The organism is Nocardioides insulae DSM 17944 (assembly GCF_000422825.1).
Classification (GTDB): Bacteria; Actinomycetota; Actinomycetes; order Propionibacteriales; family Nocardioidaceae; genus Nocardioides; species Nocardioides insulae.
In genome coordinates this window covers 1-12760 of the sequence record NZ_AUGU01000016.1, presented here as the reverse complement: position 1 = coordinate 12760, position 12760 = coordinate 1, and the positions used below count along the sequence as shown (strand labels likewise).

Annotated in this window: 11 protein-coding genes; 2 read left to right on the top strand and 9 right to left on the bottom strand. The window is 70.5% G+C overall.

Annotated elements, in window-relative coordinates; all coding sequences use genetic code 11:
- Positions 1-212: 212 nt before the first annotated feature.
- The 4 genes from efeB to G515_RS0107995 form a co-directional block, all read right to left on the bottom strand.
- On the bottom strand, positions 213-1493 hold the full coding sequence (gene efeB / locus G515_RS0108010; RefSeq protein ID WP_084653306.1) for an iron uptake transporter deferrochelatase/peroxidase subunit: 1281 nt from the start codon (positions 1491-1493) through the stop codon (positions 213-215).
- Between the two features lie 32 nt (positions 1494-1525).
- The gene (efeO, locus tag G515_RS0108005) at positions 1526-2719 is read right to left on the bottom strand and encodes an iron uptake system protein EfeO (RefSeq protein WP_028659741.1); all 1194 of its coding nucleotides are present in this window, start codon (positions 2717-2719) and stop codon (positions 1526-1528) included.
- Between the two features lie 62 nt (positions 2720-2781).
- Positions 2782-3642: an iron uptake transporter permease EfeU gene (efeU, locus tag G515_RS0108000; protein ID WP_028659740.1), complete on the bottom strand. Its 861-nt coding sequence runs from the start codon at positions 3640-3642 to the stop codon at positions 2782-2784.
- Positions 3643-3737: 95 nt separating this feature from the next.
- Positions 3738-4394, bottom strand: a complete 657-nt coding sequence (locus G515_RS0107995; RefSeq protein WP_051218016.1) for a hypothetical protein — start codon at positions 4392-4394, stop codon at positions 3738-3740.
- Between the two features lie 427 nt (positions 4395-4821).
- Between G515_RS0107995 and dctP the strand changes: the two genes are divergently transcribed.
- On the top strand, positions 4822-6111 hold the full coding sequence (dctP, locus tag G515_RS0107990) for a TRAP transporter substrate-binding protein DctP (RefSeq protein ID WP_028659738.1): 1290 nt from the start codon (positions 4822-4824) through the stop codon (positions 6109-6111).
- Positions 6112-6197: 86 nt separating this feature from the next.
- Here dctP and G515_RS0107985 read toward each other — a convergent pair whose 3' ends face one another.
- A complete protein-coding gene (locus G515_RS0107985) occupies positions 6198-8369 on the bottom strand; it encodes a HelD family protein (RefSeq protein WP_028659737.1) in 2172 nt (723 codons plus the stop codon).
- Positions 8370-8615: 246 nt separating this feature from the next.
- On the opposite strand from G515_RS0107985, the gene G515_RS0107980 reads away from it, so the two are divergent.
- Positions 8616-9179, top strand: coding sequence for a protein-L-isoaspartate O-methyltransferase family protein (locus G515_RS0107980; protein ID WP_028659736.1), 564 nt, complete (start codon positions 8616-8618; stop codon positions 9177-9179).
- A gap of 60 nt (positions 9180-9239) precedes the next feature.
- On the opposite strand, the gene G515_RS20170 is transcribed toward G515_RS0107980, so the two are convergent.
- The 4 genes from G515_RS20170 to G515_RS0107960 all read right to left on the bottom strand — a co-directional run.
- The gene (locus G515_RS20170) at positions 9240-10355 is read right to left on the bottom strand and encodes a YihY/virulence factor BrkB family protein (protein WP_051218015.1); all 1116 of its coding nucleotides are present in this window, start codon (positions 10353-10355) and stop codon (positions 9240-9242) included.
- 78 nt (positions 10356-10433) lie between these two features.
- Positions 10434-11030: an RBBP9/YdeN family alpha/beta hydrolase gene (locus G515_RS0107970; RefSeq protein WP_028659735.1), complete on the bottom strand. Its 597-nt coding sequence runs from the start codon at positions 11028-11030 to the stop codon at positions 10434-10436.
- Positions 11027-12340 carry an MFS transporter gene (locus G515_RS0107965; protein WP_028659734.1) on the bottom strand — a complete coding sequence of 438 codons (1314 nt, stop codon included), beginning with the start codon at positions 12338-12340 and terminating at the stop codon, positions 11027-11029. Before G515_RS0107965 ends, G515_RS0107970 begins: the two co-directional genes overlap by 4 nt.
- A gap of 31 nt (positions 12341-12371) precedes the next feature.
- Positions 12372-12760, bottom strand: a 389-nt coding sequence (locus tag G515_RS0107960; RefSeq protein ID WP_028659733.1) for a 3-keto-5-aminohexanoate cleavage protein, incomplete at its 5' end; no start/stop codon positions are given.

Genomic DNA, 12760 nt, shown 5'->3' with positions numbered 1-12760 from the left:
TCGTCCACCCTGACAGCGCTTCCGGCAGGAGAGATCGGTGCAGGCTCGGGGTCCGGTATCGCGACCCCGACCGTCGCGACCCGAGCCGCGGGTACCACGGATATGGCGTGAGCCGTGGCCGTGATCGACTCGAGTCCTGAGCAGCGCGTCGGCCGGGAGGCTCGATGGTCTGCCGCGCTCCGCGCTCTCGCGCCGACGGGAGGCCCTGCCGACTACGTCCGAGCGGGGCTGAAGAGCCCTTGCCCGATGTATCCGCCCTCGGCGACCCCGGGAGGCACCGCGAAGACGGCCTGCCCGGTGAAGCGCAGATACTCCATCAGCGCGTCGTTGGTCGCCATCGCACGCTGCTGGGGGATGAAGTGGGTCCGCGGGTCGCGGACGTAGGCCAGGAAGAAGAGGCCTGCGTCCAACCCACCGAGGTCGTTGCTGCCGTCGACGAAGTTGTAGCCACGACGCAGCATGCGGGCACCGTCGAACATCGAGGGATGCACCACGCGGATGTGGGCGTCGGTCGGAATCACCGGGCCGGCGCTACCCGCCATCGCGAAGTCCGGCTCGGTGAACTCCTCCCCACCCGACAGCGGCGCACCGGCGCCCTTGGTGCGCCCGACGAACAGCTCCTGGGACTCCAGCGGCTGGCGGTCCCAGACCTCGATGGTCATGTTGATCCGACGGCTGACCAGATACGAGCCGCCGGCGAGCCAGTCTGCAGGGGGGTCGTCGCCGGCGCCCACCCACAGGTGGGCGTCGAGATCGGAGGTCTCCTCCGCCTTGAGGTTCGCCGTACCGTCCTTGAAGCCGAACAGGTTGCGCGGCGTGGCCTGGGTGACCGAGGTGGTCGAGGTGCGCCCGAACCCGAGCTGCGACCAGCGGACCGCCGTGGTGCCGAACCCCATCCGCACCAGGTTGCGGATCGCGTGCACCGCGACCTGCGGGTCGTCCGCGCACGCCTGGATGCAGAGGTCTCCTCCGGTCCGCCTCGGGTCGAGCACGTCCGCGGAGAACGTCGGCAGCGGGGTCAACGCCTCGGGACGCCGGTCGGCGAGGCCGAACCGGTCGCGCCCCTCGGCATCGGTGAACAGGCCGGGCCCGAACCCGAAGGTGATCGTGAGTCTGCTGGCGGGCAACCCGATCGCCTCACCGGTGTCGTCCGGTGGCGCGGCGGCCGCGCCCTCGACCGGTCCGACCGGCCCGGCTGGGGCACCTTGGGTCATCCGGGCGGCCGACTCGGTCCACCGCTCCAGCAGGTCGACGACCTCACCGCGGTCCTCGGTGGTCAGGTCGAGGGCGACGAAGTGCAGCCGGTCCTGGGCCGGGGTGATGATCCCGGCCTGGTGCTCGCCGAAATACGGGTACGTCGTGACCGGGCCGGCGTCCGGCGCCGGAGTCGACCCGTCACTGACCCGACCGAGGGCGAACGCCCCGGCCACCCCGGCAACGGCCGCCCCGCTACCGAGGAGACCTCGCCTGCTGAGCCTCGCCCGGTCCTTCATCGTGCCTCTTCCTCGCGAATCCGACGGCTCGCTCAGGCGGTGAGCGTGGAGGTGAGCTGGGACAACGGCTCGGCGAGTGCGTCCACGCCGTTGGCCAGTGCACGTACGTCGTCCTGGGAGAGGTCGGTGTAGAGCACGAAGCCGTCGCCGTCGCGGTACTGGTCGAGCAGCGCGTCCAGCTCGTCGAACTTCGCGGTCAGGTCTGCCGCGAGCTCGGGGTCCTTCTGCTCCAGGAGGGCCTGGACGCCCTCGTAGGCGACCCTGGCGCCGTCCACGTTGGCCTGGAAGTCCCAGAGATCGGTGTGCGACCAGGCCTCCTCCTCGCCGGTGATCTTGCCGTTGGCGACCTCTTCGAGGAGCCCGATCGAGCCGTTCGCGATGGCGTCGATCGGGTACTCCAGCGCCTCCTCGCCGGTCGCCTGGATCCGCTCGTTGAGGGTCACCGTGTTGGCCAGCAGATCCGCGGCGTACTTCTTGCGCTCGGCGGGGGTGAGCGGCTCGTACTTCTGCGCCTCCGCGGGCCACAGGTCCTTCTCGATCAGGTGCCAGCCGGTCCACTTCTCACCCGCAGCGAAGTCGACGTCGGCCTCGCGGGCGTCCATCTTCGGGTCGAGGTCGCCGAAGGACTCCGCGACGGTCTCGATCCGCTCCCAGTGCATGCGCGCATCCGAGTAGAGAGCGCGGGCCTGGTCATCGGAGTCCCCGGCCTCGTAGAGGGCCACGAACTCCTCGGTCTTGGCGAGCAGCTGCGCCGACTGATCCTGGATGTAGGCGCGATAATTGGCTTCGGCCTGGTCGATCAGTTCCTGGTCCGACGCACTGACCTCGGCCTCCTCATCGGAGGCGTCCACGGTGAAGTCGGCACGGATGCCCTCGCCGACCATGCCTGGCTTGCAGGCGGTCACGTAGCTGCCCTCGGGCGCGTTGACGGTGAGCGTCTTGGTCAGGTTCGGACCGATGTTCTCGACCTCGCCGATGATCCGCAGACCATCCTCGGCGAGGAGGTAGAACTCGGTGACGTCGGACCCGGTGTTGGACACGTCGAAGCTCAGCGTGCCCGCCGGGGCGCTCAGCGCGGACACCTCGCAGGCATCGGCGCTCGAGGTGACCGTCAGGGCACGGGCGTCGCCGGTCTCACCCCCGGATTCGGAGGCGTTCTCGGTGCAGGCGGCCAGAGCCGGGACGAGGGCCAGTGCGGCCAAGGGGAGCAGAACGGTCTTGCGCATCGAGCGGTTCTCCTGGGTGAGCGGGTGGACGGTGGAGCGGTACGAGGTGCGGAACGTCGCGGTCAGCGCCCAGCCGGCGTCGTGGAGGGCGCCGTGGCGGCGGGGCGGCGAGCACGGAGGAAGAAGATGGTGCCGACCGGGATCACGTAGAGCAGCCAGGCGACGAGCTCGAGCTTGGTGGTGGCCGGGGAGAAGTTGAAGACGCCCTTGAGCAGGGTGCCGTACCAGGACGAGGGCGGGATCGTCGCGGAGACGTCGAAGGCCAGATTGTGCAGGCCGGGCAGGATTCCGGCCTCCTGGAGGTCGTGGACGCCGTAGGCGAGGACACCACCGGCGATCAGGATCAAGAACGCGCCGGTCCAGGTGAAGAACTTGCTCAGGTTGATCCGGACCGCACCGCGGTAGATCAGGTATCCGAGCACGATCGCGACCGCGATGCCCAGTGCGGCCCCGACCAGTGGCTCCCAGGTCGGGGTGACCGCACCTGCCGCGTCGCGGGTCGCCTGGGTGGCGGCCCACAGGAACAGCGCGGTCTCCAGACCCTCGCGCCCGACCGCGAGCATGGCGACCAGGACCAGCGACCAGCCATGGCCCTGGGCGGCGTCGTCGACGCGGCCCCGCAACTCCGAGCCCAACCCGCGGGCGGCCGTCGACATCCAGAAGATCATCCAGGTCACGAATCCGACCGCGACGATCGACAACGCGCCACCGATCGCCTCCTGTGCCTCGAAGGTGAGGCCACGCGGCCCGAAGGTGAGGGCGGCGCCGAAGGCGAGCGAGACCCCAACGGCCAGCGCGACACCTGCCCAGATCCGCGGCAGCAGCTGCCGCCGATCGGTCTTGACCAGGTAGGCGACCAGGATGCTGACGACGAGGGCGGCTTCCAGGCCCTCGCGCAGACCGATCAGGAAGTTGGCGAGCACGGGTCGGGATGCTACGCCTACAAGGGTAGGCTGCCCTACCTTCTGTCCACGCCCAACACCTGGGCCCCTGAGGAAAGCCCCGGCCCGGGCATCCCTCAGATCACGACGGGGAAGGTCGCGAGCAGGCCGACCCCGCCGAGGCCGAGGACGATCGCCAGCACCAGGAAGAACCTGGCCGCCCAGACCGGGAAGTTGCGCCCCGACATCGCCGTGAAGAAGAGCACGAGCGCGAAGAGCACGGTGAGGAGTGAGTAGCGGTCGCCGTTCTGGTTGGCGGCGAGGGCGTCGTCGTACTTCTGGTCCGCCGTCGCGGTCGCCTCCACGGCCTCCTCCTGACCCGGTGGCACGTAGGACTCCTCCGCCAGCGGGCTGGGCAGGTCCCGACCGCTCTGGTCCCAGTCGTCGAACGCGACCGCGAAGTGCGGCGTGAAGCGCTCCTGGATGTAGGTGGCCAGGCGCGGCTTGCCCGTCGCCACCGCGTCGACCCACTGGGCATAGATGGTGAGGTCGAAGGAGCGGGCGTCGCGCGCCTCGCCGTCCGCGGTGGCCGCGGCGATACGCGCACTGGAGGCCTGGCTGAAGGCGATCGACATCTCGCCGCCCCACTTGGATGCCTCGAAGCCGCACCAGGCGGTGAGCACGGCGGTCACGGAGAGCACGATGACGGCGATGATCTCGCGCAGGTCTTTCTTCTCCTTCGGTGCTTCCTCGGGAAGCTGAGCGGGAGCATGCTCCGCGGCAGTCGTACTCATGGGGACTCCTGTCCTGGGGAAGCAGATCATGGCAGAGACCGATCGTGGGACGCGCCGGGCCCGGCCGCCGACGTCCGAGCCGGTCATCGGGGCACCCATCGGGGCACACATCGGGGTCGGGTCGGTGATCCGCGCCGTGACACTCAGCCGTGCCACTCATAGGTGCCACCTATGGGGTCGATCCCCGGCTGGTCTTGGTGGCGATCGCGCCACTGCAGTTGACTATGACGTGCGTCATAGCGGCCAGTCCGCCGCCTCGACCTGGCTTCGGTCTCGACCAATCGAACAGCCCGAGCCACAGGTCCTCTGACCATGCGAGTGCGTCCGCGCTCATCGACCGCGTGAGCGCCGTCGCGCGGACCCCCGACTCGCGATCGCCCGATGAGTCGCGGCCCCTGGGCCCGACCGCACCGAGGAGGAGACAACGATGAAGTTGAAACACCCCAGGCGCACCGCCGCGCGCACGTCGCAGGCATGCGCCGCGGCGGTCACCCTGTCAATCGCCCTCACCGCCTGCGCCGGGAGCGCCGGCGGCGGCGATGACGACGCTTCCGGCGGCGGCGAGGGCTACGCGGCCGGCGCCTCCCAGGCGGAGATCGACGAGGCCCTGGCCGACCTCGACCCCGTGACCCTCACCTTCCAGCCCTCCGCGGCCTCCGAGCAGTCCATCCAGTCCCCCTCCGGCACCGAGTTCGCCACCGCCCTCGAGGAGAGGTCCGGCGGCAAGATCACCGTCGAGACCGTCTGGGGCCAGGCGATCGCCGGCTACACCGAGGTCCACGACGCCCTGGCGGACGGTCGGATCGACCTCGCCTACACCCTCCCGGTCTACGAACCCACCGAGTTCCCGGCGGTCAATGCCGTCGGCGACGCCCTGGCCGGCATCTCCCCCTCACCCTTCGTCGGCGAGATGATCGCCAACGCGGTGGCCGCGGACGTCTCTTGGGACACCCCCGAGGTGGTCGAGGAGTATGAGTCCAAGGGCCTGCACCCCCTCGTCCCGGTGGTCGCCTCGGGCGGCTATTACTCGGTGTGCAGCGACACCGGTGTCGCCGCCGATGACTGGGACGGCCGCCAGGTCCGGATCGCGTCCAAGACCCAGGGCGAGTTGATGAGCCACCTGGGTGCCTCGCCGGTCTCGATGGAGTACACCGAGACCTACGAGGCGCTGCAGCGCGGCACGGTCGACTGCACCCTGGCCCAGCTGGTGCCCTCAGCCGAGAGCGGGATCTTCGAGGTCGCACCGAACGTCGGGTACATGACGACCACGAGCTTCACCCGCGCCCCCGGCGCGATGGTGGCCGGCTCGTCCTTCGAGGAGCTCCCGCTGGCCTACCAGCAGGTCATCTTCGACACGTACGTCGACTACTTCCAGGGCCAGATGATGACCACCGTCGGCGGCAACGCCGAGGCGATCAAGCAGGCGAAGGCCGCAGGCGGCGCGATCGAGCAGTTCCCCGAGGACGTCCAGACCTCGATCGAGGAGTTCAACACCGAGAAGAACGAGGAGATCGCCGCGTCAGGCGTCGCCGGCGACGACCTGACCGACAAGATCGCCGAGTCGGTCGAGAAGTGGACCGCCGAGGCCGAGTCGCTCGGCTACGCCGACGCCGGCACCACCGCGGACTTCGACCAGTGGTACGACCCGAAGACCGACTACCGGCCGCTGGCCGAGGCCCTCTACGCGGACGCCTTCGAGGAACACCGCCCGAGCTGACCGCGACCCCACACCCGGCACCACGTCTGGGCCCCGGGGCCGTCGACCACGACGACCCCGGGGCGGAGCCGCGTCGGACGAACGACTCAGCTGACCGTCGTGAGCAGCTGGGTGGCGCGGGTGAGCACGACGTACAGGGTGGCCCGTCCGGTGGCGGACTCGTCCTCGATCTCCTGCGGGCGGACGACGACGATGCCGTCGAACTCCAGGCCCTTGGTGTCCAGGCCGGTGAGGACGACGATGCGGTCCTCCCCCGAGGGCGGGGCGGCCGGGTCGGCGGCGGAGGCGGCCGCCGACGGGGCGGCCGCAGCGAACTCGGGCCAGGAGGCCAGCCAGCGGTTGGCCTCCGAGCGCCGCGCCACCGGCACCACGATGCCGACCGTGCCGCTGACCTGCCCGGCCAGGTCGCCGACCACCTCCCGCACGGCCGTCTCCAGGTCGTGGACGTCCTCGTGCACCACCGGGTCGATCCCGGTGGAGCGCACCGCGGTTGGCAGGTCGGCGTCCAGGCCGACGCGCTCGGCGTACGCCGCGGCGAAGTCGTAGATCTCGGAGCTGTTGCGGTAGTTGGTGGCCAGGTGGAACTCATGGGTCCGCTTGCCCTCCAGCGCGTCCGCGCGCGCCTGCGCGGCCTCCCGCGGCACCGGCCAGGACGACTGGGCGGGGTCACCGACGATGGTCCAGGACGCGGTGCGGCCCCGACGTCCGACCATCCGCCACTGCATCGGGGTGAGGTCCTGCGCCTCGTCGATCAGGACGTGGGCGAACGGGTCGTCCTCGATGCGGTACTTCGGCGGCTGCCATCCGGGACCGCTGGCGAACTCCCGATCGGCGGAGGTGACCAGCTCGGTGAGGTCGATGCCGTTGGCGTCGACGTCCCGCTCGTCGGCGGGCGCCTCCGGCAGGTCGCCCAGGGCGTAGCGCAGCTCGTCGAGCAGCGGGATGTCCTCGACCGCGAGATCGTCGACGGGACGGCCCGACCACGACTTGAGCAGCACCTGCTGCTCGTCGTGGCTGAGCAGCTGGTTACCCACCCGGGCGAGGAACTCCGGGTCGCGCAGCCAGCCCAGCACCTGGCCGGCGTCCAGGGCCGGCCACCAGGCGGCCGCGAAGTCGACGAAGTCGGCGTGGTCGAGGAGCTCGTCATCGAACGCCGCCCGGCCCCGCTCGCGACCGCGATCACCCTTCACCTGGCGCCACAGCTGGTCCAGCAACGCCCGCGGCACCCGGCGGATGGTCTGGTTGCGCCGGCCCTGGGACATCAGCTGCCGGCGCAGCTGACCGAGCTTGCCGGGCTGCAGGGCGAGCACGTCATCGCGGTAGAAGATCCGGAAATCGGTCGGCGAGCCCGGTGCCTGCTGCCGGGTGGTACGGCGCAGCACCTCCGCCATCCGCGCCGACCCCTTGATCGCCGCCGTGGCCGGATCGTCGTGCCGGGTCGCGCGTACGCCGTCGACGACCTCGCCGAGGGAGCGCAGCGCCACCGCGGTCTCGCCCAGGCTGGGCAGCACCCGCTCGATGTAGCGCATGAAGACCCCGGACGGGCCGACCACCAGGACGCCGCCGGACTCGTAGCGGCGCCGATCGCTGTAGAGGAGGTACGCCGCCCGGTGCAGAGCGACCACGGTCTTGCCCACGCCGGGACCGCCCGAGATCGCCACGACCCCCTTGGCAGGTGCTCGGATCGCTCGGTCCTGCTCGGCCTGGATCGTCGCCACGATGGAGTGCATCTGCCGGTCTCGAGCCCGGGAGAGCTGGGCCATCAGCGCACCCTCGCCGACGATCGGCAGGTCGGTGTCGGCCTCGCTGTCGAGCAGTTCGTCCTCGACCCCGACGACCGAACGGCCGGCGCTGCGCAGCACGCGGCGGCGTACGACCTGCTGCGGCTCGGCGGCGGTCGCCTGGTAGAAGACCGCCGCCGCGGGGGCGCGCCAGTCGATCAGCAGCGAGTCACGCTGCTCGTCGCGCAGACCGATCCGGCCGATGTAGCGCGGGGCGGGGTCGGCTTCGGAGCGCAGGTCCAAACGACCGAAGACCAGCCCCTCGTGGGCGGCGTCCAGCTGAGCGATCCGCCGGGCCGCCTGGAACACCATCGCATCCCGCTCGACCAGACCACCCTCGTGACCGAGCCGGCCGCGGTCATGGCCCTCGCGGGCGAGCTCCTCGGCCGCCTTGGCGGAGCTCTCCAACTGGGCATAGACCCGGTCCACGAACGCCTGCTCTGCTGCGATCTCCCGCTCGACCAGTTCCTCAGTCAACGCCTGTTCCTTCACCCGCTGCGCCCCATCTGCACCCGCGCCGACCAGCGACGGTCGGCGACGGCAAGGGGTCAACTCTACCGGGTCACCCGCGAACTCCGGATTCCCGTGCTGCACCTCGGACGCTCGTCGGTCCGCAAGGCCCGACTCAACGGTCCGCAAGGCCCCACTCAACGGTCCCTAACGCCCGACTCGACCGTCCAGGAGGCCCGACTCGATCATGGGAGGCGTGGGAGAATCGGGCCCATGAGCGGCGACCGGGTCGAGGCCGCCTTCGCGGCGGTGCCGCGGGCTGGGTTCCTGCCCCGCGCGGACCGTCGGCGGGCTGGATACGACGGCCCCATCCCGATCGGGCACGGCCAGACCAACTCCCAGCCCCGCACCGTCGCCGACATGCTCCGGCTGCTCCGCGTCGAGCCGGGGCACCGCGTGCTCGACGTGGGGTCGGGCTCCGGCTGGACCACGGCGCTGCTGGCCTGGCTCACCGGTCCGACCGGGCAGGTCCGCGGGGTCGAACTCGAGCCGGCGCTGGTCCGGTTCGGCGGCGACAACCTGGCCGCACTGGACTGCCCCTGGGCCGGCATCGGGGCCGCTCGGCCGGGCGTGCTCGGTTTGCCCGAGCATGCGCCGTACGACCGGATCCTGGTGTCCGCCGAGGCCGAGGAGCTGCCGGACTCCCTCGTGGACCAGCTGGCCGCACACGGACGACTGGTGATCCCGGTGCGGGGTCGGATGCTCCGCGTCGACCTCACCGATGACGACGTGGTGATCACCCGGCACGGTCACTACCGCTTCGTCCCGCTGCGCTGACGGTGCTCCGCCCGCCGGACTGCTCACCAGACCGATACCGGACCGCGGTCCGGGCCAGGCTCACCGATGCTCGGGACGGTCCCAGGGTTCGGGCGGAAGGTGCGGGTTGACCGACTGCGGGTCAGAGTCGGTCTCCGGCTCGGCAGGCGACGGCTTGCCCTTGGCGGCCCAGTTCGGGTTCATCACGATCTCGTGGGTCTCGCCGTCGCGCTGGTCGAAGGTGACCGTGATGGTCTCGAAGCCCTTGTGCCGCTGCATCAGTGCATAGGAGGCGTAGGCACGCCGGTCGGCGTCGGTGGGGTCGATCGCATCGGTGAACGGCGTCAGCAGCGCACGCGGCCACAGCCGGCGGGCCAGTACGACGTTGATCTGGATCCCGAAGACCCCCATCACAGCGGCGATGTAGATCAGACCGATCAGACCGAGGACCAGTGCGAAGGTCTGGTTCATGCCCTGGGTCCCGCTGATCACCCGGGTGACGTACACGGTTCCGACGTACTGGAGGAGCTGCCACATCACGGCGAGCGAGAACGCCCCCGGGATGGCGCTGAGCAACTGGTGCTGCCGCGCCGTGGCCACCCGCAGCAGCAGGGTCAGCATGGTGCCGACGATGAGGATGGTGAGCAGGGCGATGATCAGGCTCTGGACCCCGCCGCCGAAGTCGCCGAGAACGTCGGTGGTGGTGATCAGCACCGAGGTCAGGCTGATCGCCAGCAGGGCGAAGCCGGCCGTTGTGAGCACGACCAGGCTGCGCACGCGGAGCAGGATCGGGTTCGGCCGACTGTTGCGCGGTACCGACCAGGCGGTGTTGACGATGTGCTGGATCGCCAGACCGAGCCCGAGCGCACCGTAGAGGGCCACCAGCGATCCCACGACGATCGCCGTCGTCGAGCCGGTCAGTCCCTCGGGACGGCCGAGCTGGTCACCGATGATCGGGAACTGCGCGAACGCCGAGTCGAGCAGTTCCTCCTGCAGGTGCGGCCGACCTTCGAGGAAGAAGCCGAGGATCGAGGAGCCCAACAGCATCAGCGGGAAGATCGCGATGAAGGCGTAGTAGGTCGCCACCGCGGCCAGGTAGTTGCCCTGGTCGTCGAAGAACTTGTAGACCACCGCCAACGGGAAGGCCACCGGCGGGAAGCGTCGCTGTGCCTGGTCGATCGCCGCGACAGCCCCCACGAGTCACACCCTAACCAACCGTCACGTCCCGCCGTGGCACACGGGGCCTCAACGGGGTGCCGCGGGGACCAGCGCGGGTCAGGCGACGTCGACCCGCAGGGGCATGCCCAACTGCGCGAGCAGCTCCTCGCCCCGCCACCAGGGTCCGTAGCCGGCGGCCGGGTTGAGGTGACCGACCGCGCCGAGGTTCTCGAGACGGCTGCCCCACGCGGCGCCGTACTCCTCGATCCGGGGAAGATCGCCGATCCGGTCGTCGGTGCTCACCGCGACCACACTGGGGAACGGCAGCCGGTGCCGCGGCACCGGCGTCCAGCCCCCCGCGGCCAGCCGGTCCAGCGACGGGTACTCCTCGGCCAGCGGTGAGACCAGGTCGGGCGGAGTGGCCAGCAGCGCTCCCCGAACCGCACCCGTCGACGCCGGGTGCCGCGCCGCCCAGTGCACCGTGGTGATCACGCCCGCGCTGTGCGCAGCGATCACGACCGGGCCGGCGGCCGCCGAGACCGCCTCCTCCAGGTCGGCGACCCGCTCGGCCAGGTCGTCGTGATCCCGCCCCCTCAACGGCACGGTGCGCACCTGTCGGCCCTGATCGGTCTGGCGGTGGGACAGCCATGTCTGCCAGTGCTTCGGCGCAGGGCCCCGCAGGCCAGGAACGAGGACGAGGCTCGGCGTACTCATGCCCTCGCCTCCTCGACCCTCGCCTGCACCTTGGCCAGCGCGGCGGGGTAGCTGCAGCGACCGGCCCAGAAGAGAATCGCGCTGACCGCGCAGGCCACCGGCAGCGCGAAGAAGGCGACGTCCAGTCCGAACCGATCGGCCAGCACCCCGATGACGAACGGTCCGGCCGCCAGCCCCAGCAGGTTGTTGGCCAGGGTCAGGGTGCCCATCGCGGTCGCCCGGATCGGCTCGGGCGTCAGCCGGGCGACCATGGCCCCGGCTGGCCCGGCCGTGCCCGCGCTGAAGAAGGCGCCGACTCCGAGGAGCGCCATCTGCACCGCCCCCGGCTCCTGGAGGAACGACAGGCCCAGCATGACCAGGGTGATCGCGGAGTAGAGCAGCGCGATCGTCCACGTCCGGATCGGCAGGGCGAAGGACAGCCGGTCGGTCAACGCCCCGCACACGATCATGCCGACACCCATCAGCATGAAGAACCCGGATCCGACCACGGCCGCCCTCTCGACGGGCAGGTCGTAGGTGCGGTGCAGGTAGGTGGGCAGCCAGCTGTAGAGCGTCCCGGCGGCGAAGAGCTGGATACCGCTGGCGGCGTAGGCGAGGATCACTGCGGGCGTGGAGAAGAGGGTGGACAGCGGCGGTCGGACCGCGGTGACCGCGGCCGGCTCGTCGCTCTCCTGGCGGTGGCGCTCCAACCGTTCCTCGGTGATCAGCACGCGGTAGAGCACCACCAACATGAGACCGATGACGGCCATCACCACGAACGACGCGCGCCAGCCCAGCCGTTCGGCGGCGATGCCGCCCAGGGCCACACCGACCACCGCGCCGAACACGCTGCCGGCCATGAAGCTGCCGGTGAACACGGCGCGCCGGTGGGGCGGGAACACCGCGAGCACCACGGCCAGTCCCACGCTGCCGAAGGCGGCCTCTCCGACGCCGAGCAGCACCCGGGCCATCATCAATTGCCCGTAACCGGCGGCGAGCGCGCACCCCAGGGTCGCCACGCTCCAGACCGTTCCCATCAGCAGGATGGCCCGCACCCGGCCGAAGCGGTCGCCGAGGATCGACAACGGTACGGCCAGCGCACCGGCGGCGAGAGCCACCACGCTGGTCAGGCTACCGAGCTGGGTGTTCGTGAGTCCCCACTCGGCCTCGAGGAAGGGAAAGATCGCCGACAGCACCTGCCGCGACATGTGGTCGCTGAGCAGCAGCCCGAAGGTCAGTGCGAACACGACCCACGGAAAGAGACGCTCGGTCACGGGGGGCCGGGTGGTCGGCGTACTCAGCGAGGCGACTCCGGTCGTGGACATGGTCATGGGTGGCTTCCTCCTGACTGATGGACGCGGATCAGGCGTGGAAGGTGAAGCCACGCTCGCCGGGACGGCGGTTGGGTGCGTAGCCGAGCCTGGCCAGGGTTTCGTCGACCGAGTCGTAGGTCTGGCCGATCCGGTAGATGTCGCGGGCCTCCTTGCCGGTCGCGACGTCGCGGCCGAGCTCGCCGGCGATGCGGACCAGCTGCTCGATCTGCTGGACCGAGGTCATCTTCTCGCCCTTGGCGCCCCAGATGGTGTCCTCGTTGCCGACCCGGCAGTGCAGGCCCATGGCCAGGGCCATCGTGTTGACCGGCAGGGTGCTGCGCATCAGGGTCTCCAGGGTCAGGCAGGCGCCGTCGGGGACCCGGTTGATGAAGTTCATCATGTTGTAGGGGTTCGGGCCGTCGAAGCCGCCGCCGATGG